The 24,467-nt window shown below is 62.1% G+C and carries 25 protein-coding genes and 1 tRNA gene; 14 read left to right on the forward strand and 12 right to left on the reverse strand.

The window, feature by feature from the left end; translation table 11 throughout:
* The first annotated feature begins 311 nt into the window (after positions 1-311).
* From J2T55_RS08280 to J2T55_RS08305, 6 genes are read left to right on the forward strand one after another with little or no spacing between them, the layout of a single operon-like run.
* Entirely contained in the window at positions 312-698 is a 387-nt protein-coding gene (locus J2T55_RS08280; RefSeq protein ID WP_259055563.1) for a RidA family protein, read from the forward strand.
* Complete coding sequence (recG, locus tag J2T55_RS08285) at positions 673-2,793, forward strand: ATP-dependent DNA helicase RecG (RefSeq protein ID WP_259055564.1); 2,121 nt, start codon at positions 673-675, stop codon at positions 2,791-2,793. The genes J2T55_RS08280 and recG overlap by 26 nt, the downstream gene beginning before the upstream one ends.
* 20 nt (positions 2,794-2,813) lie before the next feature.
* Complete coding sequence (locus J2T55_RS08290) at positions 2,814-3,371, forward strand: chorismate--pyruvate lyase family protein (RefSeq protein ID WP_259055566.1); 558 nt, start codon at positions 2,814-2,816, stop codon at positions 3,369-3,371.
* 7 nt (positions 3,372-3,378) lie between these two features.
* Entirely contained in the window at positions 3,379-4,248 is an 870-nt protein-coding gene (ubiA, locus tag J2T55_RS08295; RefSeq protein ID WP_407660063.1) for a 4-hydroxybenzoate octaprenyltransferase, read from the forward strand.
* Between the two features lie 10 nt (positions 4,249-4,258).
* Positions 4,259-5,182, forward strand: coding sequence for a M14 family murein peptide amidase A (locus J2T55_RS08300; protein ID WP_259055631.1), 924 nt, complete (start codon positions 4,259-4,261; stop codon positions 5,180-5,182).
* 14 nt (positions 5,183-5,196) lie between these two features.
* Positions 5,197-6,048, forward strand: a complete 852-nt coding sequence (locus J2T55_RS08305; protein ID WP_259055568.1) for an HAD family hydrolase — start codon at positions 5,197-5,199, stop codon at positions 6,046-6,048.
* Between the two features lie 24 nt (positions 6,049-6,072).
* Here the strand turns inward: J2T55_RS08305 and J2T55_RS08310 are convergent, their stop codons facing one another.
* The 8 genes from J2T55_RS08310 to J2T55_RS08345 form a co-directional block, all read right to left on the reverse strand.
* Positions 6,073-7,293 carry a L,D-transpeptidase family protein gene (locus J2T55_RS08310; protein WP_259055570.1) on the reverse strand — a complete coding sequence of 407 codons (1,221 nt, stop codon included), beginning with the start codon at positions 7,291-7,293 and terminating at the stop codon, positions 6,073-6,075.
* Positions 7,293-8,393, reverse strand: coding sequence for a tetratricopeptide repeat protein (locus J2T55_RS08315; RefSeq protein WP_259055572.1), 1,101 nt, complete (start codon positions 8,391-8,393; stop codon positions 7,293-7,295). The genes J2T55_RS08310 and J2T55_RS08315 overlap by 1 nt, the downstream gene beginning before the upstream one ends.
* Before the next feature lie 32 nt (positions 8,394-8,425).
* Positions 8,426-8,499: transfer RNA gene (locus J2T55_RS08320), tRNA-Thr, on the reverse strand.
* A gap of 67 nt (positions 8,500-8,566) precedes the next feature.
* Complete coding sequence (locus J2T55_RS08325; protein ID WP_259055574.1) at positions 8,567-9,382, reverse strand: SPOR domain-containing protein; 816 nt, start codon at positions 9,380-9,382, stop codon at positions 8,567-8,569.
* 5 nt (positions 9,383-9,387) lie between these two features.
* Positions 9,388-10,134: a type III pantothenate kinase gene (locus tag J2T55_RS08330; protein ID WP_259055576.1), complete on the reverse strand. Its 747-nt coding sequence runs from the start codon at positions 10,132-10,134 to the stop codon at positions 9,388-9,390.
* The gene (birA, locus tag J2T55_RS08335) at positions 10,131-11,123 is read right to left on the reverse strand and encodes a bifunctional biotin--[acetyl-CoA-carboxylase] ligase/biotin operon repressor BirA (RefSeq protein WP_259055578.1); all 993 of its coding nucleotides are present in this window, start codon (positions 11,121-11,123) and stop codon (positions 10,131-10,133) included. Before birA ends, J2T55_RS08330 begins: the two co-directional genes overlap by 4 nt.
* 68 nt (positions 11,124-11,191) lie before the next feature.
* Positions 11,192-12,772, reverse strand: coding sequence for a VWA domain-containing protein (locus J2T55_RS08340; RefSeq protein WP_259055580.1), 1,581 nt, complete (start codon positions 12,770-12,772; stop codon positions 11,192-11,194).
* Positions 12,773-12,851: 79 nt separating this feature from the next.
* Positions 12,852-13,712 (reverse strand): sulfurtransferase, encoded by an 861-nt coding sequence (locus J2T55_RS08345; protein WP_259055581.1) that lies wholly within the window; start codon positions 13,710-13,712, stop codon positions 12,852-12,854.
* Between the two features lie 121 nt (positions 13,713-13,833).
* Between J2T55_RS08345 and J2T55_RS08350 the strand changes: the two genes are divergently transcribed.
* The 4 genes from J2T55_RS08350 (at position 13,834) to J2T55_RS08365 (ending at position 17,174) form a co-directional block, all read left to right on the forward strand.
* Positions 13,834-14,895, forward strand: a complete 1,062-nt coding sequence (locus J2T55_RS08350) for an aminopeptidase (RefSeq protein ID WP_259055583.1) — start codon at positions 13,834-13,836, stop codon at positions 14,893-14,895.
* Positions 14,896-15,052: 157 nt separating this feature from the next.
* The gene (locus J2T55_RS08355; RefSeq protein ID WP_259055585.1) at positions 15,053-15,937 is read left to right on the forward strand and encodes an FHA domain-containing protein; all 885 of its coding nucleotides are present in this window, start codon (positions 15,053-15,055) and stop codon (positions 15,935-15,937) included.
* Positions 15,938-16,063: 126 nt separating this feature from the next.
* Entirely contained in the window at positions 16,064-16,798 is a 735-nt protein-coding gene (locus tag J2T55_RS08360) for a phosphoadenylyl-sulfate reductase (RefSeq protein ID WP_259055586.1), read from the forward strand.
* A gap of 31 nt (positions 16,799-16,829) precedes the next feature.
* Positions 16,830-17,174 (forward strand): hypothetical protein, encoded by a 345-nt coding sequence (locus tag J2T55_RS08365; RefSeq protein ID WP_259055587.1) that lies wholly within the window; start codon positions 16,830-16,832, stop codon positions 17,172-17,174.
* 121 nt (positions 17,175-17,295) lie between these two features.
* Here the strand turns inward: J2T55_RS08365 and cysB are convergent, their stop codons facing one another.
* Positions 17,296-18,270 carry an HTH-type transcriptional regulator CysB gene (gene cysB / locus J2T55_RS08370; protein ID WP_259055589.1) on the reverse strand — a complete coding sequence of 325 codons (975 nt, stop codon included), beginning with the start codon at positions 18,268-18,270 and terminating at the stop codon, positions 17,296-17,298.
* Positions 18,271-18,403: 133 nt separating this feature from the next.
* Between cysB and J2T55_RS08375 the strand changes: the two genes are divergently transcribed.
* Complete coding sequence (locus J2T55_RS08375) at positions 18,404-19,195, forward strand: sulfite exporter TauE/SafE family protein (protein WP_310521982.1); 792 nt, start codon at positions 18,404-18,406, stop codon at positions 19,193-19,195.
* 8 nt (positions 19,196-19,203) lie between these two features.
* Here J2T55_RS08375 and J2T55_RS08380 read toward each other — a convergent pair whose 3' ends face one another.
* A complete protein-coding gene (locus tag J2T55_RS08380) occupies positions 19,204-19,644 on the reverse strand; it encodes a hypothetical protein (protein ID WP_259055590.1) in 441 nt (146 codons plus the stop codon).
* Positions 19,645-19,769: 125 nt separating this feature from the next.
* Between J2T55_RS08380 and J2T55_RS08385 the strand changes: the two genes are divergently transcribed.
* The gene (locus tag J2T55_RS08385; protein ID WP_259055591.1) at positions 19,770-20,432 is read left to right on the forward strand and encodes a pyridoxamine 5'-phosphate oxidase family protein; all 663 of its coding nucleotides are present in this window, start codon (positions 19,770-19,772) and stop codon (positions 20,430-20,432) included.
* Between the two features lie 56 nt (positions 20,433-20,488).
* Complete coding sequence (locus J2T55_RS08390; RefSeq protein WP_259055593.1) at positions 20,489-21,841, forward strand: MFS transporter; 1,353 nt, start codon at positions 20,489-20,491, stop codon at positions 21,839-21,841.
* A 4-nt stretch (positions 21,842-21,845) separates the two neighbouring features.
* Here J2T55_RS08390 and J2T55_RS08395 read toward each other — a convergent pair whose 3' ends face one another.
* Both J2T55_RS08395 and J2T55_RS08400 read right to left on the reverse strand, forming a co-directional pair.
* A complete protein-coding gene (locus J2T55_RS08395) occupies positions 21,846-22,505 on the reverse strand; it encodes a 2OG-Fe(II) oxygenase (RefSeq protein ID WP_259055594.1) in 660 nt (219 codons plus the stop codon).
* 217 nt (positions 22,506-22,722) lie between these two features.
* A complete protein-coding gene (locus tag J2T55_RS08400; protein WP_259055596.1) occupies positions 22,723-22,959 on the reverse strand; it encodes a YdcH family protein in 237 nt (78 codons plus the stop codon).
* A 187-nt stretch (positions 22,960-23,146) separates the two neighbouring features.
* On the opposite strand from J2T55_RS08400, the gene cfa reads away from it, so the two are divergent.
* Positions 23,147-24,322, forward strand: a complete 1,176-nt coding sequence (cfa, locus tag J2T55_RS08405) for a cyclopropane fatty acyl phospholipid synthase (RefSeq protein ID WP_259055598.1) — start codon at positions 23,147-23,149, stop codon at positions 24,320-24,322.
* Positions 24,323-24,467: the final 145 nt, after the last annotated feature.

The raw sequence follows: 24,467 nt of genomic DNA on the forward strand, positions 1-24,467 counted from the left end.
ACAGAATCGGACAGATTCCGGATAACCCTCAGGCTCAAGGCCGGAGCCAAAGGCGAATCGCGGTTTCCGGAATGACAAGTTTTTTATGCTGTGCGGTTTCCGGCATGACGAGGCTTCGATGCTTCGCGGTACCAGAATTTCGTCATTCCAGCCGACCGCAGGGAGCGCCGGAATCCATTGCTGCAGGAACTCGCTTGAGCGGGTGAAACTGCGGACCGGTTCATGCAAATAGATTCGCGTTTATTGGCGTGCATTCGCGGACAGTTTTTTAATATGATGCTTCGATTTCCATTGCTTCAGGGCCATCAGCTATGACCAGAAAAATCATCTCCACCGATGCCGCACCCACCGCCATCGGTCCGTATTCGCAGGCCGTGCAGATCGGCGATACCGTCTACCTGTCCGGCCAGATTCCGCTCGACCCCAAAACCATGACCCTGATCGAGGGCGACATGGACGCCCAGATACGCCGCGTGCTGGACAACCTCACTGCGGTTGCCGCTGCGGTCGGCGGCAGTCTCGACCAGGTGGCCAAGTTCACCGTTTATCTGACCGATCTGAGCCATTTTCCGCTGGTCAATGAAATCATGGCCGAATACCTGAAAGACCCTTACCCGGCGCGGGCCGCCATCGGTGTTGCCGAACTGCCGAAGGGTGCGCAAGTGGAAATGGATGCGGTTCTCGTTCTCGACGCCTGATCCGGCCACCGGCACGGTGTCGCTGAAGACGCCGGTGTCCAAATTGCGGGGTGTCGGGCCGCGAGTGGAGGACAAGCTCAAGCGGCTCGGCATCGAGCGGCTTGGCGACATGCTGTTTCACCTGCCGCATCGTTATTCGGATCGTACCCGGCTGACGCCAATCGGTCGTATCGAGGCCGGTACCGAGGTATTGATCGAGGGCACCATCGAACTGGCCCAGGTGAAGTTCGGCCGCCGGCGCAGCCTGCTGGTCAGGCTGTCGGACAACACCGGCGCCATCCTGCTGCGCTTTTTCCATTTCTCGAAGTCGCAGCAGGCCGGTCTGGAAGCCGGCAACCGCCTGCGCTGTTTTGGCAGTGTGCGTGCCGGGCCGCAGATGCTCGAGATCATTCACCCCGAGTACCAGCGCCTCGAAGGCGACGACAGTCCGCCGCTGGCCGACACCCTGACGCCGATCTACCCGGCCACCGAGGGCGTCAACCAGCCGCTGCTGCGGCGCATTGCCAGTGCCGCGCTGGACTGCGTCACGCGCAAGCCCGAACTGCTGCCGGATTACCTGCCGGCGGAACTGCTGCAACGGCTCGACTATCCCGACCTGCTGCAGGCGCTGCAGACCGTGCACCAGCCGCCGGCGGACGCCGACACGGCAGCGCTGGAAGCGGGCACGCACCCGGCCCAGCAACGGCTGGCCTTCGAGGAACTGCTGGCCTTCCACCTGAGCCAGCGCCGGCAACGCCACCAGCAACAGCAGCGTCCGGCGCCGCCACTGACCCGGCACAGCGATCTGCTAACGCGTTTCTTCGCGCAGCTGCCGTTCACGCCGACCGGCGCACAGCAGCGCGTGATCGGCGAGATCGAGACCGACCTGGCCAATGCCTATCCCATGCTACGGCTGCTGCAGGGCGACGTCGGCTCCGGCAAGACCGTGGTTGCCGCCGCCGCCGCCCTGCTGGCGATCGACAGCGGCTGGCAGGTGGCTATCATGGCGCCGACCGAACTGCTCGCCGAGCAGCACTTTCGCAATCTCTGCGGCTGGCTCGAGGCCCTCGACTGCACCCCGGTACTGCTGACCGGCCGACTGAAACGCGCCGACCGCGACCAGGCGTTACAGGCCATCGAGACTGGCGCGGCGAGCGTCGTCATCGGCACCCACGCGCTGTTCCAGGAAACCGTGGCGTTTCATCGCCTGGGACTGGTGATCATCGACGAGCAACACCGCTTCGGCGTGCATCAGCGCCTGGCCCTGCTGGAAAAGGGCGTCGCCGAAGACATGAGTCCGCACCAGCTGATCATGACGGCCACGCCGATCCCGCGCACGCTGGCAATGTCGCTGCACGCGGATCTGGACGTGTCGATCATCGACGAACTGCCGCCCGGCCGGCAGCCGGTGAATACCGTCGTGCTTGCCGAAAGCCGGCGTGACGATCTGATCGAGCGCATTAGCGCCGCCTGCCGCGAGGGCCGGCAGGTCTACTGGGTGTGTCCCCTGATCGAGGAGTCGGATACGTTCGACTACCAGGCGGCGACCGAAACCAGCGAACTGCTGACCGAACAATTGCCGGGCGTGCGTGTCGGCCTGATCCACGGCCGCCTGAAAGCCGGCGACAAGGCAGCCGTCATGGATGCCTTCAAGGCCGGCGATATCGATCTGCTGGTTGCGACCACCGTGATCGAGGTCGGCGTCGACGTACCGAATGCCAGCCTGATGATCATCGAGAATGCCGAGCGCATGGGCCTGGCCCAGCTGCACCAGCTGCGCGGCCGGGTCGGTCGCGGCAGCAGGCGCAGCGACTGCGTGCTGCTGTACCGGGCGCCGCTGGGCGATCTGGCCCGCGCCCGGCTGGAAGTCATGCGCACCAGCGAGGACGGCTTCGTCATCGCCGAGCGCGACCTGGCACTGCGTGGCCCGGGCGAACTCATGGGCACCCGCCAGACCGGCCTGCCGAGCCTGCGCATCGCCGACTTCGGCCGCGATCAACAGCTGATTCCGCTGCTGCATGGCGCCGCCGAACAGCTCAGCCGCCATAACCCTGATAAAATTGATGCTTTGATCGCGCGCTGGCAGCATGCCAGCCAGGGTTACAGCCAGGTCTAGAGGATGGCGCAGGTACCATAATGCAGTTGCTGAACAACCACTGGCGCGCGCGCCGACAGCTTGGCCCCGAACCCTACGACCCGGACCTGCGCAGCCTGCTGTTCGCATCCGGCTCGCTCACCCGGCGACTGCGGCGGCGGTGCGGCGGCACGCTGGAACTGAAACTGCTGAACCAGCAATGGCAGCATCCCTGGCGCAGTGAACAGCTGTTGCTGGACCTGACCGCAGGCCGTTACGCGCTGGTGCGCGAGGTCAGCATCGGCTGTGGCACACAGCCGTTACTGTATGCACGCACGCTGCTGCCACCACGGGCGTTGCGTGGCGCCGCCCGGCGTTTCCTGACCATCGGCCGGCGGCCACTGGGGGCGTTATTATTCGGTGCGCCCGGACGTCTGCCGATCCGTCAGCTGCGTCGGGATTACGCCTGCCTGGACGGCAACAGTCCGATCCAGCAGCGTATCAGCGAACTGCTGGGCGCTATGCAGCAGTCGCTATGGGCACGGCGCACGATTTACGAAACCGGCAGCGTGCGCTTTGCCATCATCGAGGTTTTTCTGCCGGCAGCCGGCCAACGATGATTCGTAGATGAAGAATATGCATGACAAGCTGAGCGCCTATACGAGCCTGACCCGGCTGGACCGGCCGATCGGTATCTGGCTGTTGTTGTGGCCTACGCTCTGGGCGCTCTGGATAGCCGCCGAGGGCCGGCCGCACCCGTGGATCGTGATCGTGTTCGTGCTCGGCGTGATACTCATGCGTTCGGCCGGTTGTGTCGTCAACGACTTCGCCGATCGCGATTTCGACGGCCACGTCCGGCGTACCGCCGCGCGGCCGATTCCCGCCGGCCGGGTAAGCGCGCGCGAGTCACTGCTGCTGGCAGCCCTGCTCATGCTCGTCGCGCTGGCGCTGGTGTTAACCCTGAACTGGCTGACCATCGCCCTGGCCGGTGTTGCCGCGCTGCTGGCGGCAAGCTACCCGTTCATGAAACGCTACACCTATCTGCCCCAGGTGCACCTCGGGCTGGCCTTCGGCTGGGCCATCCCGATGGCCTTCGCCGCCCAGGCCGAGGTACTGCCACCGGTCACCTGGTTGCTGTTGATCGCCAACGTGCTGTGGACCGTCGCCTACGACACCATGTACGCCATGGTCGACCGCGACGATGACATCCGCATTGGTATCAAATCGACGGCCATTCTGTTCGGTAACGAGGACCGCCTGATCATCGGCATTATCCAGTGTCTATTCCTCGCCGTTCTCATTATCATTGGCATTAAAATCGAACTGGGCGGCATGTACTACGTTGGCGTCACCGCCGCCGCGGGTTTTGCCGTCTATCACCAATACCTGATCAAGGACCGCGAACCGGATCGCTGTTTCGCCGCGTTCCTGAATAACCACTGGCTGGGGGCGGCCGTGTTCATGGGTTTGCTAAGCCACTATCTCTGTGCCGATTGATTCCGTGTCGATGACCAGGACCTTTCTCCTGCTGGCGCTGTTTGTCGCTCTGCCAATCACGGTGCTTGCAACCGATACGGATAGCGCGAGCGAATCGACCACGCTGACCCGCGGTGACGGTGATGCAGCGCCGCTGGCCATCATGAGTGCGGCGAAACTCTGCACGCGCATTGGCAACAAGCTCGGCAGCGTCAGCGTGCGCGAATGCCAGCGCCAGAACATGGCCGCCTCCGGCGGCGTCTCGGTCAATGGCCTGCCGATCCTGATCAAGACCTATCCGCCCCTGGAACAGCGTCGGCCGCTGGGCCGGGTTCTGCTGGTCGGCGGCATTCACGGCGACGAGTATTCCTCGGTCAGCGTCGTGTTCAAGTGGATGAACATCCTCAACAAGCATCACTCCGGGCTGTTTCACTGGCGTATAGCGCCACTGGTCAACCCGGACGGTCTGCTGCGCGACGAATCGCAGCGCATGAACGCCAACGGCGTCGACCTGAACCGCAACTTTCCGATGCAGCAGGACTGGCAGGTGGCACTGGAAGACTACTGGATCGAAAAGACCGGCCGTAACCCGCGCCGTTATCCCGGCAGCGGACCGCTCAGTGAACCGGAAACACGCTGGCTGGCGGCGGAGATCGAGCGCTTCCAGCCGGACGCCATCGTCTCCGTTCATGCGCCCTACGGTATCGTCGACTACGACGGTCCGCGTGATGGCCCGCAGCACCTGGGCCGCCTGTACCTGGAACTGCTGGGCACCTATCCCGGATCACTGGGCCGCTACGCCGGCATCCATCTCGACAAGCCGCTGGTCACGATCGAACTGCCCTACGCCGGCATCATGCCCTCGGACGGTGAAATCAACGATATCTGGATCGATCTCGTGCGCTGGCTGCGCGACAACTTGCCGGCCGCCAACGTTCAAATGGTAACCGACTAGAACGTATGGATCACATGAGCCTGGTACAGCGCCCGCACGCCTGCCCGCGGGTCCTGCTGTTCGACTGGCACGCCACCCTGGCCGACACCATGGACGCGATGTATCACGCCGTCGATGACGTGATCCCCGAACTGCTGGAACGCGGTCTGGTCGAGCGGCTTGTCAAGCCGGAAGATTCAAAAACGGTCGAAGACGCCAAGCTGGTCAAGTATATCCGCGAAAACGCGCAGCTACACCCGAAGATCAAGTCGGATCGCAAAATCTCGCGCACCGACATTTTCGAAGTCCTGTTCGGTCCCGACCAGGAAGCCAAGGCCACCGCCCACCGCATTTTCGACCAGTGCTACCGCAACCATTTCGGCAACGTCAAACCATTCGAGCCGGGCCTGCGGCCGATACTCGAACGCCTGCGCGGCATGCACATGCAGCTCGGCGTCATCTCCAACCGCAGACGCGAATACATGCTGCACGAATTGAGCGTGGTGGATGCCGAAGGCTGGCATGGTCTGTTCGACACCATGGCCTGTGGCGACGATGTCGAGCATCGCAAGCCGGCACCGGACCTGATCCTGAAAGCGCTGGAAAATCTCGGCGTCGAACCGGACCACGGCTGCTGGTACATCGGCGACAGCACCACCGACGTGGTCGCCGCGGATCGCGCCGGCGTGACGCCGATCTTCTACAACGGTGCACAGTGGGAGCAGGTCTGGATCGACAAGATATTTCCGAACACAGTGCGCCACCCGCACCGGCCGGAAGCAGTGGTCAACAACTTTGCCGAATTACTGGAACTGGTACGTTACTTCATCTACGAACTCGGCTGCGGTATCAAACCGAAGCGTCACAGCGGCCCGGACCCGGAATAACGCGGCAACACGCAACCGGCTAAATCAGGACGACAGGTTGCCCTCGTAGATGATGCGCCACCGGCCATCGCCATCCTTGTGCCAGAACTGGCGCTTGCGGAACTCACGCTGGAGATTGTCGCTGTCGTAATCCTGGGTGAAGGTGACCACGAGAATATCGGCATCACCGGGATAGCGGTAGATGCTGGTATCCGACAGTGCCACATCGATATAACGCTTGCTCGGGTTGACGCGGCTCTTGTGCGCCACCCAGCTATCGTAATCCATGCCCAGTCCCTGGTAGTCGCGCGAGTAATGCCGCAGGTAGGCCTGCGCATCGCGGCTTTCCCAGTCCTGGCGCCACTGCTCGAGCAGGTCACGGAACTCGCGCCGCTGGGCAAGCAGTTCTTCCGGGGTCAGCCAGTCGATGCCGTCGGCCAGGACCACCGGCGTGCTACCGTTGTCCAGGTAAGGATCCAGCCGCTGGAAATCCTGATTGCTCAGGATCACGCAGCCGTCGCTGTCGCGCGGCGGCCGGCTGTAGGTATTGCTCGGTGTGCCGTGCAACCAGATGCCATAACCGGTACGGCCCTGACGCCGGTCCCAGGGATTCGGGTAGTCGATCGGAAACGCGCCGTCGCCATACAGGTCTGGCAGTTCATCCGGCGCGATGAAACCGGTGACGAAATACACCCCGACCGGGGTCTTCATATCGCCCTCGACCTGTTTGCCGAAGCCGTTCTTGCCAATGCTGACATAGAAGCTGTCGACGAGGCGCGGCTGTTCGGCATCATTGGCGTAAACATACAAACGTGATGACTTGAGATCGACAACCAGCACGTGCGACTGGCTCGGGCTCATCTTCACCAGCGACGCCGGCAACTTGCCGCTAGCGGGTGGCAACTCGAAGTGCTGCCAGCGCGCCCGGGCCTCGGCGCGCAGGTTTTCCAGACGCTCGCCGGCGACGAAGCCCGGCTGGCCAAAGTCGGTAATCGGCCGCGCCCGGGCCATCAACAGATCCGCGTAGATCAGCTGCGCCAGTTTGAAGTCTGGGCGTATCTTGACCAGGTAGGCCAGGTCATCGATGGCTGCATCGATCTGGTTGGCGCGAATCTGGCTCAGCGCCTTGATGAGTACCGCCTCGGTACTGGTCTCAAGGCTATTCGCCGCCATGGTATTGGACAGCAGATCACCCGGATAGGCCGAGCTGGTCAGCAGCCACATGAACAGCATGACCAGCCATTGCGTGACTCGGCGCGGGCTCATTACTCGCTGTGCTCCTCGGCAATCAACCAGCGTTCGCCGACCCGCTTCAACAGCAGCGTTTTCATGACTTCGTCACCATAAGTGTCGGAGCGATAGGTCTGCCGGAAACGCGCCTTCGCCTGCTCGTCATCCAGCATACTGACGCGCAAATCATCGATGTCGACCTCAATGAATGCGGGTGAACTGAGCCGCTCGCGTCGTTGCGCGCGCCACTGCTCGCGCGTCATGTCATCCGGTGGCCGGAAATCATCCGCATAGGCATCCAGGTAGGCGGCCACATCCTGCGCCGCCCAAGCCGCGGCCCAGTCGCGCACCGCCTGCTCGATCGCCTGTAGCGCTACCGTCTCGTTGCTGGCCTCCTGCGAACCGTCCTCGGCCGCCGGCTCCTCCGGAGCTGGTGCCTCTGCAGCCGCGTCCGGCTCCGGCTGGCTCATCACCGGCCCCGGCTTCTCCACGGTTGGCCGGGCCGGCGCCGGTTCATCCGCACGTGTCTGCTGCTGCGTTTTTTCTGCAGTCTTTACCGGTCGTTCGTCAGTGACCGGGGTGGATACCGAGCGGTCACCTTCAGTGGGGAACAGATCGCTGACCAGGGCCAGCTTCTCGCGCGCGGCACTGTTGCCGTTATCGAGTTCCAGCGCCTGGTTGTAGGCATCGCTGGCCATTTTGGCGTAGATGTCGCCAATATTCTCGTAGGCGGTGGCGTAACTCGGATGCGTATTGATGGCCCGCAGCAGGGTCTCGCGGGCCTTGTCGTATTCGCCCTGGGCGGCATAGACCACCGCCAGGTTGTTATACGGTTCCGGCAGCTTCGGATGATCGTCGATCAGTGACTGAAAGACCCTGGCGGCCTCATCCAGCCGGTCCTGACGCGTCAGGACCAGGCCCTTGAGAAAACGCATCTCGACGTTATCGGCATCCTCGGCCAGGCCCTTTTGCACCGCGTCCAGTGCCGCGTCGAGCCGATCTTCGCGGATCAGCGACTGCACCTCCGCCGTAGTCGTGGCCAGCAGGGCTGGCGATACCAGGCAACCGAGCAGCATGATGGTGGCAAGCAAGCCGCAACGCGCAACAAACCGGGAACTGGAAGACGCTGGAATCATGATTATACGCTGTTGTTGTTATGGCTATGAAATGGTGCCCCGAGAGGGAATCGAACCCCCAACTAATGATTACAAATCAATCGTTATACCGTTTAACTATCGGGGCCCTGACAGGCATTATCCGCGCTGTGCGCCGGGCGCTGGCAACCGGCAGATCGCCCAATTGATGCATTTTATGGATTCGCTTCCGGCAGGGCAATTTTATCGCATTGTACCGGTAGATAATTCAGACCGGTGGGAAAATCGCGGATCAGTTCATCGATGGTCTCGGAACGGCTGATGCGTGCATCAACCCAGGCGACGGCGCTATCCTCGCTATACGGCACCACCACCGGACGGTAACCGCGATCCTGAAGTTCGCGCAGGCGCCGGTTGACCGATGCCTGACTCGAGAACAGCCCCAGCGAGATCGCATTTTCCAGATCGCCGGTTTCGATCACGCGGACATCGCTGACACCGCTGGCACGCAGTTCGCGCAGCGTCGCCTCGGCATCGTCGCGCGGCTCCAGATAGACCCAGGACAGCTGCTTGCCGCGCGTCGCCGCGTCATCGGTGACACTTTCGCGGCGCAACGCGGCACGGCTGTCGCGCTCATGCAGCCAGTCCAGCAGACGCTCGGCGCGCCGCGATTCGGCAAACGGACCGAAGCTGAAACAGGCATCGGCGGCCAGCCGCATCGGCACGATCAGGGACTCCGGCAACGTGGCGCTGATACCGGGCAGCGAGGTTTCCAGCTCCGGCTCGGCGGCATCGGTTTCTGCGGTTTCTGCGGTTTCTGCTGCAGCGGGTGTCGGTGTCGTCGCCGGCGTTTCCAATCGCCGCACTGGCGCCTGATCCAGTTCGTCGATAAGTGTCAGGCGTGGCACGTCAGCGTCTATGTCCAGCGCGTTGCTACGCGCGCCGGCCGTTTCCCGGGTACGCTGGTCCAGCGTCCAGCCGAAAAAGCCGATGTTGATGACCAGCAGTAACAGGCAAATCCATTTCAGCATAAAGTTCACGCTCGCTCGCGGGCGTACCAGGCAAGCCCTTCCAGCACCAGGTGCGTTTCAACACGTACCGACAACGGGCATAGTGGCGCAATCGCCGCTGCCGCGCCGCCGGTCATCAGCAGCGTCCAGTCGCCGCCATGGGCAACCCGCAACTGGCCAACCACGTGTTCAATGAGGCCGACGATGGCGTAGCCGCTGCCGGCCGCAACACCGGCATCGGTCGAACGGCCCAGCGCCAGCGTCTGCGGCAACACGGTATCGACTTGCACGGCGTGCGTCGCCTGGCGCAGCGCCTGTTGCATCAGTCCGGCGCCCGGCAGGATCACTCCGCCCAGATGTTCGCCGGCAGCAGCCACTGCGTCAACGGTCAGCGCCGTGCCCGCGCCGATGACACAGACCGCCTCAGTGTAGCGCTGACGCGCCGCCACCAGGCCGAGCCAGCGGTCCACGCCCAGTTCGCTGACTTCGATATAACCGTTACGCACCCCGCCTGCCGCTCGTTCGCTGGCAACAAAACGCGGACTGACCTGCCAGTGATCCTCGCACCAGCGCTGCAGATCGGCGGCCACCGTCTGTCCGGCGACGTTCGCCACCCAGATCGCCGCCGGGGGCTTCAGGCCGGCGAGATTGTCGGCGCACCAGTCAGCGATGCCGGCACGATCGTAAGGGGTCGTGACCAGCGGCTCGAGACGGCCGGCAAGCAGCTGCGCCGCCTTGATGCGGCTGTTGCCGATGTCGATCAGCAGGGTCATGACGCCGCTCGCAGACTCAGTTCGCCGGCGGCGAAACGCTGGACCTGACCGTCGATCGCCAGCAACAGTGCACCGCTGCTATCGACGCCAACCATCTGCCCGGAAATTTGCCGATTGCCGGTCGTCAGCGTCACCCGGCGTCCGCTCATGGCGTCGTGGCGCTGCCAGTCACCACTATAGGGCTTGAAACCGGTGCGCGGGTAATCCTGCAGGCAGGCGATCAGTTCGTTGATCAATGCCGCGGCCAAGCGACTGCGCGACGGCAGCGCCGCGGCCGAACCCGCCAGATGGGCCAAGTCGATCACCGGCTGGTCGATGTCCTCGATCACGGCCGCCGGCAGGCGCACGTTGAGGCCGATACCCAGCACCCACAGACACGGGCCGGTGATCTCGCCACGCACCTGCAGCAGGATGCCACCCAGCTTGTACCCGGCACTGATCAGGTCGTTCGGCCACTTCAATTCCACGCCGTGCACGCCACAAGCGGCCAGCGCCCGCGTTGCCGCCACGCCGGCGGCCAGCGACAGCCCGGTCAGCGGTTCGGCCATGCCATCGACGCGCCAGCCAATCGACAGATACAGGCCGGCCGCAATCGGCGAGTGCCACTGCTGGCCATGACGACCGCGGCCGGCGGACTGGTATTCCGCCAGGCAGACATGGCCATGGGCACTGTCGGCCGGGGTTATATCGAGCAGGAAGCGGTTGGTCGAGTCGATTTCGTGGCTGACCGTCACGTTGCTGACATGGCCGCTGGCGCGGTCATCGAGCCCGGCGATGATGGCCTGGCTGTCGAGCAGATCCAGCGGTTCGGCCAGCCGGTAACCATGACCGCTGACGGCGAAAACATCGAGACCGCGCTGGCGCAGGCCGCGCACATGCTTCCAGACCGCGGTGCGACTGATACCCGCCTCGTCAGCCAGCGTCTGGCCGGAATGAAAATGACCATCGGCGAGCACGCCCAGCAGACGCGCGCGGGTTGCGTTAGTCATCGTCGGCAACCCCGATAACGGCCGGAGACAATGGCCGGGCGTCGCGGCCTGGCGCCGACCATGCCTGTTCAGTGCCGGCGATAAGCATCACCCCGATTGCCCGTTTCACCATTCGTATCGTCATCGGTCCCGTCCATGCCCGGCGCCAGGGTCGCGTCATCATCGTCAGCGCCATCATCCGCGTCGGCCGTCGACGGCCGCAGCAGTGTGACCTCGGCGGCGTCATTGTAATCGCCCTCGGTCAGGGTAATGCGGCCGGCCGATGGCGTTGAATCATCATTATTGACTTCGGAACCGCCGCTGACATCGAACAGATCAGCCCCGTCGAAGTGTGACGCCGCGGCGCCGTCAGCGCTTGCCTGCGTCTGCATGCCGTTGCGTTCATATACCGTATTCGAGACTACCGTCATGCCCGAGTCATCCATGTCCGGCATGGCGAATTCGAACTCGATCTTGTGCAGACGAATGCGATCGCCGTGTTTCAGCCGCATTTCGGAAGTGACCAGCCTGTCATTGACGTAGGTGCCATTGATGCTGTTCTGGTCGACAATCCAGAAAGCGTAATCCTTGTATTCAATTAACGCGTGCCGACGACCCACCGTGGTTTCCGGCACGACGATGTAATCCAGACCGTCACCGCCATCGACCCGGCCGAGCATGGTTGGCCGGGCACCGAGTTCATACACCGGCTGACCGGTCAGACCCTGGCTGTCATATAAAAGCGCACGCGCGTTATTACCGCTCGCCGGCCTGACATCAGCGCGACTGCGCCGCACCAGCACGACCAGTATGGCGAACAGGGTCAGGCACAGTACCGTCGCGGCAATACTCAGGATCAGCGTGCGCTGACGTTCCTCGGCGCTGTAGTCCGGCGCCTGCGCCGGTACTTCGACCGGCACTTCGATGATCATCGGTTCCGGTGCAGGTGCCGGTTGTGCCTCGGCAGCCGGCGCAGCGGCAAGACTGTCGTTGATACGCTTGAAGACGGCGCCCAGATCGGCGGCCGTCAGGGCGCGAAAATAGTCACCCTCGGTCTTGCTGGCCAGTGACTGGATCAACTGAAAATCGGCGTCGTTGGTGAAGGCGACGGCAAAGATGCGGATATCGGCGCGCGCCGCATCCGCCGCGAGATCATCCAGCAGCCAGTCGCGGCTGGCGGCATCACGCGCCACATCGCCGGTATCGACGATGCCGTCGGTCATGAACACGATCAAACGGCGGGCATCGGCCCGGCCCTGGTTTTTCAGCATGTAAAGAGCGCGTTCGATCGCCGCCGGGCTGTCGGTGTACTGGCCGCTGTAATCGATCGCCGGCAGTGCCGTCAGCAATTGCTCGCGGCCCGCCTCGATGCGCACGAAATCCTGCACCAGCTCGACGTCCTGATCGAATACCAGCAACGCCACACGGTCGTCGGCGTCGAGTTCAGCGACAAACTGCTGCACCGTTGCCGGCACCAGTGATTGTGGATCGTTGTCCCGCATGCTGCCGGAGTTGTCCAGCACCAGCACGACATCGCGTGCCGGCGGCGCTTGTGTATCGGCGCCGGCAGTAATCCAGGCCGGTACGGCGAGCAGGGCCAGCATGCACACCAGCGCCCGGCGATAGCCGACGATAAAGCGCCTGCTGCAGAGCTGCCTGATCGGGGACATGGCGGACATTACCTGGGGGCGATATACCTGCCCGGCATTATTACCGATTGCCACAGAGGGTGGAACCAGACCGGGCTATTCAGACGTCGTCGCTGTCGACCCGGTCAATGTCGCTGCCGGTCGCTACCGGCCGCGCGGAATCGGCGCACCACTCACTCCATGAGCCGGCATACAGTCGCGGCTGCGGCAGGCCGGCATGCACGGCGGCGAGGACATTGTGACAGGCGGTTACGCCGGAACCGCAATAGAATACCGCCGCTTCCGGTTCCTGGCCGCTGAACAGGTCGGCGAACTCCCGCGCCAGCTCGGCGGCCGGGCGGAAATGATCGCCCGCACCCAGGTTGTGTTTCCAGAAACGGTTGTAGGCGCCGGGAATATGGCCGGCGGCCGGATCCAGCGGCTCGAACTCGCCGCGATAGCGCGCCGGGTCGCGCGAGTCGACCAACAGCGGCACCTTGCCGACGGCGTCGATCAGGATACGCAGGGCGTCGTTCGGTTCACCGCGGAAATCGCGCGCGCTGCGCGTTTCCTCGCCGCTGCGGGTATCACCACCGGCGGCCAGCCACGCCGGCCAGCCGCCGTCGAGCACGGCCACCGCCGTGTGCCCCATGTAACGCAACAGCCACCACAGGCGTGCGGCAAAACCGCCGCCGGCGGCGTCATAGGCAACGACCTGGCAGTCAGCGTCGATACCGAGACGCGAAAACAGCGCGGTTAGCGCTTCGCCATCCGGCAACGGATGACGACCACCACCGGAACCCGCCTGGGCGCTGAGATCATGATCGAGATGGGCATACTGCGCACCCGGGATATGCGCCTCAAGGTAATCGCGCCGGCCCTGTTCCGGGTCCGACAGGTCGAAACGGCAGTCGACGACCACCCAGTCCGGATTGGTGTACTGCTGTTGCAGGTCATTCACACTGATCAGCGTGGTATACATAGCTGGCTCCGATTGCGACGGCATGCTCCAATGAATGGCAACGATTGTCTTGAGAATAACCGTGTCTGTCCAGCGCACTCGATCAAATCACCATTGGCGCCCGCTGAGCGGCTTGATCTTCATGGCCGCCCTGCTGAGCGGTTGTGGCAGTATCAGCTATTATGGCCAGGCCATCAGCGGCCACCTGGATGTCATGCAGCGGCGCCAGCCGATCACCACCCTGCTCGCGGACCCCGATACGCCGGCGCCGCTGCGCGAACGCCTGCAGACCGCACTGGCCATCCGCCGCTTCGCCAGCACTGAACTCGGCCTGCCGGACAACGCCAGCTATCGCAGCTATGCCGATCTCGAACGCGACTTCGTCGTCTGGAACGTGATCGCCACGCCGCCACTGTCGCTCGAACCGCGTGAGTGGTGTTTCCTGCTGGTCGGCTGCCTGCAATACCGCGGCTACTACAGTGCGGCCGAGGCCCGCCGCTTCGCGCAGACACAGTCCGATAACGGCGACGACGTGTTCGTCGGCGGCGTGACGGCGTATTCCACCCTCGGCTGGTTCGACGACCCAGTGCTCAATACCATGCTGAAGGAAAGCGACGCGCGGCTGGCGCAAGTCATCTTTCACGAACTCGCGCACCAGCAACTTTTTATCAAGGGCGATACCGAGTTCAACGAGGCGTTCGCCGACAGCATCGGCATTACCGGTACCCGCCGCTGGCTGAGCGCCAGCGGGCGACATGACCAACTGGACCGCTACGAACAGCAGCGCGCACAGGAAGAACGCGTTATCGAGCTGATCATGACGACCCGCACGCGGCTGGAACGCATCTACACCAGTGATCGGTCGGATGCGACCAAGCGCGCCCGCAAGCAGGCGGAAATTGCCAGACTGCGGCGTGACTACAAGCGTCTGAGCGCCGCTAAATGGCCCGACCAAAGCCGTTTCGATGCCTGGTTCGCCGCGGACATCAACAACGCCAGTCTCGCGGCGGTGGCGACCTATCGCGAACTGGTACCGGACTTTCTGCGCCTGCAGGCGGCCCTCGACCACGACCTCGATCGCTTTTTCGCCAGCGTCGCCGAACTGGCGACTTGCTCACAGAATGAGCGCCGCGAGTGGCTGAAACGGCGCAAACCGACCGGTGACTGCCGCGTCAGGCTTGCCAATTCGGCCGCCAGCCGATAATGTCGCTTACTGAACATCGGCTGGCGACGACCGCCCGCCGCCGCCAGTCCGTCATGGATGACGCGTTGGGGGACGACAAACTGTCAGGGTGGGAGACGGCGGCAATCGACTCGGACCTATTGATGGGTAGTTGTTCCTGTAGCCAGGCAGAGCAGGCATGCTGAATAAGATATTCTCACGACCCTTACCGACACTGGAACTGCAGGTAGGTGAACAGCAGTTCCATTTCCTCGGTATTGCCGATTTCGAATTCGCCCTCGGCGGCCGCATGGCGGTACCGTCCAACAAGATCCAGCGCCTGGTACAGTGTTCCATGCAGGAACTGCGTGCCGAGGCGCGCACCATCAAGGAAGTCGAAAAGCGTTTCGTCGACATCCTGTCACGCTCGATCGAGGATCCGAAAAGCATCAACCGCTCGTTGCGCGAGCTCGATCCGCTGATCTTTTCCCAGGATCACGCCTGGCGTGAAATCATCAATGGCCTCAACGAGTTGGGTGAGGAATTCGACGCCTACCGCCGGGTCGCGCTGGTCAAGTACATGCAGTACCTGGCCGCCCGCCAGGACATCATCAAGCACCTGTACTCGGAAAAGAAGCGCTACCAGACCAACGGCAATGACAAGGACGTCGAAAGCGAACTGCTGAAGGATACCGTCATTCTGGAAGGCACGATGGTCGCCGCTGACGCCGCCGAGGATAACGGCGATTACGAACGCCTGCCGAAAGGCGAGGCCATGAACGTCCAGCTCACCGACGGCCAGGAGATGGATATCATGCTGTCGCGGCACAAGTGCAAACTCAGCAATCGCGGCGAGGGCTTTGAATTCACCGACGACAAGGGCCGGAGTCACCGGCTGGGTAACAGCCGCATGGTCATCGGCCGTGACTCGACGAGCACGGTCGTGCTCGATCCCACCTGGCGTGACGTATCGCGCAAGCACCTGATCATTGAGCCGGTTGACGGCACCTCACTGAGATTCACCGACATGTCCTCCCACGGTACCTATATCAACGGCGCCTACCTGGAGCAGACCGCCGTTTGAGCCCGCCCGTCGGTCTTTTTATAACTTATTCAAATATAACTATAAAAAGTTAGTATTTATTGGAATAACGGTGCTCTGTTAAACTTGCGCCCCTTCAATACCCTACTCCGTGCTGAGACTGCCAAAATGACCAACAAACCCTTTGATGCTGCCGCATTGGCAGAGGAATATGACCAGCGCTCACCGCAGGACATACTCAAGCTCGCGCTGGACAGCTTTGACAACATCGCCATTTCCTTCAGCGGCGCCGAGGATGTCGTGCTGATCGATATGGCGGTGAAGATTCGCCCCGATGTGCGGGTGTTCTCGCTTGATACCGGCCGGCTGCACGCTGAGACCTATCGCTTCATCGAGCAGGTGCGCCAGCACTACAACATCAACATCGACATCATGTTCCCGGACGCAGCCGAGACTGAGGCCCTGATACGGGAAAAGGGCCTGTTCAGCTTTTACCGCGACGGCCACCAGGAGTGCTGCGGTATTCGCAAGGTCATGCCGCTAAAGCGCAAGCTGTCCACCCTGGACGCTTGGGTAACCGGCCAGCGCAAGGACCAGAGCCCGGGCACGCGGACCGCGGTGCCGGTAGTACAGGACGACAGGGCGTTTGGCAGTGCCGACAACCCGCTGGTGAAATTCAACCCGCTGTCGAACTGGAGTTCGGCCCAGGTCTGGGATTACATCCGCAGCAACGACGTGCCGTTCAACGAACTGCACAACAAGGGTTTCATCAGCATCGGCTGCGAACCCTGCACGCGCCCGGTACTACCCAACCAGCACGAGCGTGAAGGCCGCTGGTGGTGGGAAGAGGCCACAATGAAGGAATGCGGCCTGCATTCCAGCAATGTCAAAAGCGGATCCTGAACGGTAACCAATCAGGAGCTGGAGTTAAAGAATGACCGGTGTTACCAAGATAACGATGGTGAAAAAGATCCTCGCCGACGGTTCGCCGTGCCGCAAGTGCGAGGAAGTCGAGACACGGCTGCGTGACGAGGGTTATCTGGACCGTATCGATCACGTGGTGGTGGCCGATGAACGCGATCCGGACAGTGAAGGTATGCAGCTGGCCAATCGTTACCAGATCGAGCGCGCACCGTTTTTCATCGTTGAAGAAGAAGGTCGCGAACCACGCGTCTACACCGTGTTCCTGCGCTTCATGAAGGAAGTCCTGCAGACCGAGGTCAACGCCCGCTCCGAAGCCGCGGAAATCATGCGCAACGACAGCATGGATTATATTTGAGCGTATCTCGTATCTCGTTCGTCAACGAGACTTGCCGTCAGGGTTAACCTGTCAAACCTGATCTCACCCACGAGATAAGCTTCACGAGCGACGAGATACGCGCAGCGCGCCAAGCGCTGCGCTAGTGCGTCGGCAACACCAAGTCGGCAAACAGGCGATCCACCTCTTCCTTTGAGCGGCTGCGCTGGGCGGTTTCCACCAGCGAACGCTTCAGGTGCGGCGCGAATGATTCGATGAAGTCGTACATGTAGCTGCGCAAAAAGGTGCCGCGGCGAAAACCGATCTTGGTGGTACTGGCCTCGAACAGGTGGTCCGCCGGAATCGCTTCCAGGCCCGTGTCCCGATCCGGATCGTAGGCCATGCTGGCGACAATACCCACCCCCAGCTCCAGTTTCACATAAGTCTTGATGACGTCGGCGTCGGCGGCGGTAAAGGTGACCTGCGGCTTGAGACCGGCGGAACTGAAAGCGGCGTCGAGTTGCGAGCGGCCGGTGAAGCCAAACACATAGGTAACGATCGGATACTCGGCCAGTGCCTGAAGGGTCAACGGTTTGACCGCCAGCAACGGATGCCCCTGTGGCACGATGACACTGCGGTTCCAGCGGTAACACGGCATCATCACCAGGTTATCGAACAGCTCCAGCGCCTCGGTAGCAATGGCGAAGTCGACCGTACCTTTCGAGGCCAGTTCGGAGATCTGCATTGGTGTGCCCTGATGCATATGCAGGGACACCGCCGGATAACGCTCCATGAAATCCTTGATCACCGGCGGCAGCACATAGCGCGCCTGGGTGTGGGTGGTGGCAATCGACAGGCTGCCGGCCTTCTGATCGCTGTGTTCCAGTGCGATCTGCTTGATGCTGTCGACGCCGGCAAGAATCTCGCTGCACTTGTCGATAATGGCTTCGCCCGCCGGGGTGACTTCCGTCAGGTGCTTGCCGCTGCGCTGGAAGATCTGCACGCCGAGTTCGTCCTCGAGCATGCGAATCTGCTTGCTGATGCCCGGCTGCGAGGTAAACAGCTTCTCGGCGGTGGCCGAGACGTTCAGATCGTGGCGGGCGACTTCCCAGATGTAGCGTAGCTGCTGGAGTTTCATGGCAGCGGTTTTATATACGGAATTAGCATAAACATATACCTTATAATTCCTTTTCAGTATAGATGCCTGTCATTACATTACAAGCGCCCGGTTCAGGCCGGGCGTTTTTTTGTCTAGCGAGTACGCGTAAGGAATGGATCTGGAACTGGCTTACAGCCTCGCCGGCTTTGCCGTCGGCTTTATCGTCGGCATGACCGGCATCGGTGGCGGCTCACTGATGACGCCGATCCTGGTGCTCGGCTTCGGCGTCCAGCCGGCCGTGGCTGTCGGCACCGATCTGCTTTATGCCGCCATCACCAAGGCTGGCGGCATCTTCGTGCACAACAGCAAGGGCACGGTGGACTGGCGCATTGTCGGCCTGCTTACCGCCGGCAGCGTACCGACATCCATCGCCATGGTGTTCGTGCTCAAGTGGCTGGAAGCACGCGGCATCCATTACGGTAGCCTGATAACGACCACCCTGAGCGTGGCCCTGATCCTTACTGCGCTGGCCATGCTGTTCAAGGAACGCGTACACCGCTTCGCCGAAGACGACGACCGCTTCGATCTGCTGCGCCAGCTGCACCAGCGCTACCTGCCGCACATCACGATTCTGACCGGCGTGCTGCTCGGTGTGCTGGTGACGCTGTCGTCAGTCGGCGCCGGTGCCATCGGCACCGCGGCGCTGTTCTTTCTCTACCCGCGCATGACGTCGATTCGGATCATCGGCACCGACCTGGCCCACGCGGTGCCCCTGACCGCCGTCGCCGGTATCGGTCACGCCGCCATCGGCACGGTCGACTACAGCATGCTGCTCAGCCTGCTGCTTGGCTCACTGCCGGGCATCTATCTCGGCAGCCACCTGGCAACGCGCTTGCCGGAAAAGATCGTGCGCCCGGCACTGGCGGCCATGCTGTTGATCATTGGTGTGCGTCTCGCCTTTTAAACGCCACATCAGGCTGTGGTGTCTGCAGCCGCGTAACAGCTGCGCAGCAGGCCGAGACCGGTGAGCAGCGCCGACACCATCAGACTGGCCACGCCGAGATAGATGAGGCCGGCGAACGCCGGTGAAAAAGCCAGGCCAAACAGGCCGGCCGGCATGGCAACCGCGCCCAGCGGCGCAGTGACCCGTGCCAACCATTTCATGCGCGGCTGCAGTTGCGCCGGATCGAGCAGGATCTGGATCAGCAGCGCCAGAATGACCCAGACCCCGGCGTGCGCGTGACCGGCGCGCCACAACGCCCGCTGGGTGTCATTGAGTGTCAGTGATGCCGGCGCCGCGCCGACGCTGCCCTCGGTCAGTATGCCGAGCAACGTCCAGCCGCCGTACATGATCGTGGGGATCGTCAGCAGGATAATGCCGCACACCAGCCGTGTATCCCTGGATATTGTCATCGCTAGTCTCCGCACAAGGTTGGCCTGTAAGACTGCCAGCAGGGACACGTGCATGCCAGCCGGTTGACCGGCCATGGCGTTCTCCCTAATCTTGCCCTGCACTTCTTAATTACCGGAATCCGAGCATGAGCAGACTCTACGGCGATCAACACCGCGCCTTCCAGGACAGTTTCGACACCCGCAACATGGCCGACCGCATCGAGGAACTGGCGGTCGTGACCGAAGTCAGTGACGACGTCCGGGTGTTCATCGAACAGCGCGATATGTTCTTCCTGTCGACGGTGGACCAGAAAGGCCGGCCAACCGTCTCCTACAAGGGCGGCGCGCCGGGCTTCGTGAAGGTCGTCGACGTTCACACGCTCGCCTTTCCGAGCTACGACGGCAACGGCATGTACTTTTCCATGGGCAACATCGCCGCCAATGACCAGGTCGGCATGCTGTTTATCGATTTTGAAAAGCCGCACCGCATCCGCGTGCAGGGCACGGCCACAGTCAGCAAGGATGACCCGCTGATCGATCACTGGCACGAAGCCGAGCTGATCGTGCGCGTCACTATCAGTGAACTGTGGCAGAACTGCCCGCGCTACATTCACCGCTACCAGAAGGTACAGGATTCACGTTACGTACCGCAGTCCGCCTGCGAAACACCGATCGCCGAGTGGAAACGAACCGACGCCGTACAGGATGTACTCAAGCCCGACGAACAGGCGGCGGTGGAAAAAAGCGGCGGCACGATCAGCATCGAGGAGTGGATGGAATGCGTGCAGTCGGGTGACGACAACGTCTGAATGAAGCCACCGGACTACCGTCTGCAGCAACGCCGGCCGAACAACCGGCACGCCTCGTGAGCGCGCCTGTCGACGCGACCGGCCGGCGGCTGGCGTTGATGTTCCGCGCCCTGAAGCACCGGAATTACCGGCTCTATGCGGCCGGCCAGCTGATCTCGCTGGTCGGTACCTGGATGCAGACGGTGGCGCAGTCGTGGCTGATCTACCGGCTGACCGACTCCGCGGCATTGCTGGGACTGATCGGCTTCGCCAGCCAGATTCCCGTGTTTCTGCTGGCACCCATCGGCGGCGCGTTTGCCGATCAGCACAACCGCCACCGCATTCTCATCTTTGCCCAGGCACTGGCCATGCTGCTGGCGGCGACCCTGGCCGTGCTGACGCTGAGTGGCATGGTGCAGGTCTGGCACGTATTCGTGCTCGCCAGCCTGCTCGGTCTGGTCAATGCCTTCGATATTCCCACGCGGCAGTCGTTTCTGGTTGACCTGGTCGGCAAGCAGGACCTGTTCAACGCCATCTCGCTGAACTCGTCGATAGTCAACGGCGCGCGCCTGATCGGCCCGGCGCTGGCCGGTGTACTGGTCGTCGCCGTCGGTGAGGGCTGGGTATTTGCCATCAACGCGATCAGCTTTGTCGCCGTGCTTGCCGGCCTGCTCATGATCCGCGTGTCGATCCAGCGGCCGGCGCCGCAGTCGATGTCGAAGCTGCAAAGCATCATCGAGGGCTTTCGCTATGCCTGGCAGACGCGGCCGGTGCGCGGCCTGCTGCTGTTGCTCGGCCTGGTCAGTCTCATGGGCATGCCCTACGCCGTGCTGATGCCGATCTTCGCCGATCGCATCCTGCATGGCGGTGCCGACGCGCTCGGCCTGCTCATGGGGGCATCGGGGCTCGGCGCGCTGATTGGCGCCCTGACGCTGGCGGCACGCAGCGGCATTTACGGCCTCGGCCGCTGGGTCGCCTGCGCGGCCGGTGGTTTCGGTCTCGGCCTGGTGCTGTTTTCGCTATCCAGCCACTTCTGGCTGTCGGTAGGCATCATGGTCGTGACCGGCTTCGCCATGATGATCGAGATGTCGGCCTCGAACACGCTGATCCAGAGCATGGTGCCGGACCACCTGCGCGGCCGCGTCATGGCAGTGTACTCGATGATGTTCATGGGCATGGCGCCGCTGGGGGCGTTGCTGGCCGGTATGCTGGCCGAACGCATCGGCGCGCCGCTAACCGTGCGCATCGGCGGCGCGGTCTGCGTGATCGGCGCCGTGGGCTTTGCCCTGGCGCTGCCGAAATTGCGTCGCGAGGGACGCCAGATCATCGTCGCCCTGCAAATGACCGGCGGCAGTCCGGCCAATGAAATGACCGGTGAAGCGGGCATACTGCCGCATGCCGACGACGGCGCAAAGACGCCGAAACGCTAACCCGTCAGCGCGGCGGATCGATGCGATTGTTGATGCTGTTGTTGATGCGAAACCAGCCGGCGATGCTGTAGCGCGGTTTATGCACCGGTAACACCTCGTGCGGGAAGCGCTCGCTGAGAAACAGCACCATACGCCCGTACTGCGGCACGACTCGCTCGAGCAATTGATCAGCCGCATCGTAGATCAGCAGCTCGCCACCGTCAGCCGGTGCCCAGGCCGGATTCAGATAGAACACGCTGCTGACAACGCGATTGCTGCGCCCGCGAAAAGCATCGTAGTGCTTGCGGTAAAACGTGCCTTCTGAATAGCGCGCGTAGTGACATTCAAAATCGAACAGGCCGAGAAACAGGCGCCGGTTCAATGCCAGTCGCAGCTGCTCCATCCAGTCAAGATAGTCGCGCGTCGCCGCGTGATCGCCGTTCAGCCAGGCGATGGAATCGCTGCGCACAAAACCATTGACCCGATGATCGCGCAGCTGGCCGATACCGGCACGCCGCAGTTCGGCATCGGCCAGTGACTTGAAATGCACGAACAAGGCATCGGTCAAGGCCGCCGGCAGTGCCGCATCGACGCTGACATAACCCGGCCCCACCAGCGCCGTGGCAATGCTATCCGACATAGCCGCGGCCGGACCGGCTGCGGCAAATTGCGGCAGACTGGACATGTGCTTTCTTAATCTCCGCGACTGAAAGAACGGCAATGCTTTATATAGCAAAGCCGCTGCCCGGGAAAGCTGAATCGACGCACCAAGCCATAAAAAAACCCCGCTCGGGACGCGCCTGAACGGGGCTGCTCTGCTGACGATCGCGCGTGCAACGTCGCGACGTCAATAAATCGCCAAGGATCCTAATGTCTCTATTATTATGCGGGGATTCGTCACCTCAGGCTGAAGCGGACACATTATTGCGCCGATAATTCGCGATCAGATCGGCCATTCTGTCTTTCAGTTGCAGTTTCTCTTTCTTCAGCCTTTCCAGGGCAAAATCGTCTATCGTCATATCACCACGGTGCGCCTCCTCGACCTGCTGCTTGAGCCGGTGATGGCGGTCGTAAAGACGCTGGAATTCGATACTGTCCTGTAACAAATACTTCACAACTTCTTGATCGTAATCGAACATGGGTTCCTCCACACGGTTGCCAGGAAGTCCGGCGTTTCGAGAAACTGTCGCGGGTGGCTTAAACTGCCACCCACTTTAAAGCTAGACTATACAGCCGGCTTCAGCCAGTCGTTTTCACGCCCGTCAGCGGGCCCGTAGCCGGCAACAAACACTTGAGAATAAGCCCTAGATTCGGTCTAATTCATAGATGTCTGAAAGTACAAGTAAATTGGAAACTGCCCGCGACGCGTCGCGGACAACCGTCGGCGCCGGCCTCTGGACCCGACCCGTGCAGGCGCTGGCGCGCAAAGCGGGCATCACCATTAACGGCGATCAGCCCGGCGACATTCAGGTTTACGACCGGCGTTTTTTTCGCCGTTCGCTGCTGGGCGGCAGTCTTGCCTTCGGCGAGGCCTATATGGATGGCTGGTGGGATGCCGAGCGCCTGGATGAATGCCTCTACCGCCTGCTGTCCATCAACGCCGACAATCACTACCCCACCCTGAGCGCCATGATGGTCAAGCTGCGGGCGCTGCTGTTCAACCTGCAGGCAGCGTCGCGCGCCTTCCAGGTCGGCGAGGCACATTACGACATCGGTAACGATTTCTTCCGTGCCATGCTCGACCAGCGCATGGTCTACACCTGCGGTTACTGGCCGTACGCCCACACGCTCGACGAGGCCCAGGAACACAAGCTCGAACTCGTCTGCCGCAAGCTGGACCTCAAGCCCGGCCAGCGCGTGCTCGACATCGGCTGCGGCTGGGGCAGTTTTGCCCGCTATGCCGCCGAACATTACGACGTCCACGTCACCGGCCTGACGATCTCGAAAGAGCAGGCGGAACTGGCGCGCGCCGAGTGCCGCGGCCTGCCGGTGGAAATCCGGCTGCAGGATTACCGCGACTGCAACGATACCTTCGACCATATCGTTTCGCTGGGCATGTTCGAACACGTCGGCTACAAGAATTACGGCGAATACATGGACGTCGCCCGCCGCTGCCTGAGCGACGACGGCCTGTTCCTGCTGCACACGATCGGTAAATACACGCCGACCCTGAAAACCGATCCGTGGATCGCGCGCTACATTTTCCCCAACGGCCAGATCCCGGCACTGCGCTTTATCACCCGCGCCATCGAACGGCGCTTCGTACTCGAGGATCTGCACAACTTCGGCCCCGACTACGACCGCACGCTGATGGCCTGGTATCGCAACTTCCACGCCGCCTGGCCGCAGTTCAGCGAACAGTACGGCGAACGCTTTTACCGCATGTGGAAGTATTACCTGAGCAGCTGCGCCGCGGCGTTCCGAACACGCGAACTGCAGCTGTGGCAGTTCGTCCTGTCGAAACACGGCGTTGCCAGCGGCTACCGCCGTCCCGCTTACTGAACGCTGCGGCAAACCGGCGAGTGTGAACATGTTTCATACTTGCCAGTCATAATTTTCAGCCTCGTACTCTGGCGTCCGATCGTAATCACGATTAATATAAGTCATGTAAAAATTCGATCGCGCTGTCGCTGCAGAGGGTGAAGAC

The sequence above is a fragment of the Methylohalomonas lacus genome (assembly GCF_024808875.1).
Taxonomy (GTDB): Bacteria; Pseudomonadota; Gammaproteobacteria; order Methylohalomonadales; family Methylohalomonadaceae; genus Methylohalomonas; species Methylohalomonas lacus.

Excerpts from the sequence above, each read along its gene's own strand:
- J2T55_RS08280 (WP_259055563.1), top strand. The coding sequence starts at position 312 with ATGACCAGAAAAATCATCTCCACCGATGCCGCACCCACCGCCATCGGT.
- recG (WP_259055564.1), top strand. The coding sequence starts at position 673 with ATGCGGTTCTCGTTCTCGACGCCTGATCCGGCCACCGGCACGGTGTCG.
- J2T55_RS08290 (WP_259055566.1), top strand. The coding sequence starts at position 2,814 with ATGCAGTTGCTGAACAACCACTGGCGCGCGCGCCGACAGCTTGGCCCC.
- ubiA (WP_407660063.1), top strand. The coding sequence starts at position 3,379 with ATGAAGAATATGCATGACAAGCTGAGCGCCTATACGAGCCTGACCCGG.
- J2T55_RS08300 (WP_259055631.1), top strand. The coding sequence starts at position 4,259 with ATGACCAGGACCTTTCTCCTGCTGGCGCTGTTTGTCGCTCTGCCAATC.
- J2T55_RS08305 (WP_259055568.1), top strand. The coding sequence starts at position 5,197 with ATGAGCCTGGTACAGCGCCCGCACGCCTGCCCGCGGGTCCTGCTGTTC.
- J2T55_RS08310 (WP_259055570.1), bottom strand. The coding sequence starts at position 7,293 with ATGAGCCCGCGCCGAGTCACGCAATGGCTGGTCATGCTGTTCATGTGG.
- J2T55_RS08315 (WP_259055572.1), bottom strand. The coding sequence starts at position 8,393 with ATGATTCCAGCGTCTTCCAGTTCCCGGTTTGTTGCGCGTTGCGGCTTG.
- J2T55_RS08325 (WP_259055574.1), bottom strand. The coding sequence starts at position 9,382 with ATGCTGAAATGGATTTGCCTGTTACTGCTGGTCATCAACATCGGCTTT.
- J2T55_RS08330 (WP_259055576.1), bottom strand. The coding sequence starts at position 10,134 with ATGACCCTGCTGATCGACATCGGCAACAGCCGCATCAAGGCGGCGCAG.
- birA (WP_259055578.1), bottom strand. The coding sequence starts at position 11,123 with ATGACTAACGCAACCCGCGCGCGTCTGCTGGGCGTGCTCGCCGATGGT.
- J2T55_RS08340 (WP_259055580.1), bottom strand. The coding sequence starts at position 12,772 with ATGTCCCCGATCAGGCAGCTCTGCAGCAGGCGCTTTATCGTCGGCTAT.
- J2T55_RS08345 (WP_259055581.1), bottom strand. The coding sequence starts at position 13,712 with ATGTATACCACGCTGATCAGTGTGAATGACCTGCAACAGCAGTACACC.
- J2T55_RS08350 (WP_259055583.1), top strand. The coding sequence starts at position 13,834 with ATGGCCGCCCTGCTGAGCGGTTGTGGCAGTATCAGCTATTATGGCCAG.
- J2T55_RS08355 (WP_259055585.1), top strand. The coding sequence starts at position 15,053 with ATGCTGAATAAGATATTCTCACGACCCTTACCGACACTGGAACTGCAG.
- J2T55_RS08360 (WP_259055586.1), top strand. The coding sequence starts at position 16,064 with ATGACCAACAAACCCTTTGATGCTGCCGCATTGGCAGAGGAATATGAC.
- J2T55_RS08365 (WP_259055587.1), top strand. The coding sequence starts at position 16,830 with ATGACCGGTGTTACCAAGATAACGATGGTGAAAAAGATCCTCGCCGAC.
- cysB (WP_259055589.1), bottom strand. The coding sequence starts at position 18,270 with ATGAAACTCCAGCAGCTACGCTACATCTGGGAAGTCGCCCGCCACGAT.
- J2T55_RS08375 (WP_310521982.1), top strand. The coding sequence starts at position 18,404 with ATGGATCTGGAACTGGCTTACAGCCTCGCCGGCTTTGCCGTCGGCTTT.
- J2T55_RS08380 (WP_259055590.1), bottom strand. The coding sequence starts at position 19,644 with ATGACAATATCCAGGGATACACGGCTGGTGTGCGGCATTATCCTGCTG.
- J2T55_RS08385 (WP_259055591.1), top strand. The coding sequence starts at position 19,770 with ATGAGCAGACTCTACGGCGATCAACACCGCGCCTTCCAGGACAGTTTC.
- J2T55_RS08395 (WP_259055594.1), bottom strand. The coding sequence starts at position 22,505 with ATGTCCAGTCTGCCGCAATTTGCCGCAGCCGGTCCGGCCGCGGCTATG.
- J2T55_RS08400 (WP_259055596.1), bottom strand. The coding sequence starts at position 22,959 with ATGTTCGATTACGATCAAGAAGTTGTGAAGTATTTGTTACAGGACAGT.
- cfa (WP_259055598.1), top strand. The coding sequence starts at position 23,147 with ATGTCTGAAAGTACAAGTAAATTGGAAACTGCCCGCGACGCGTCGCGG.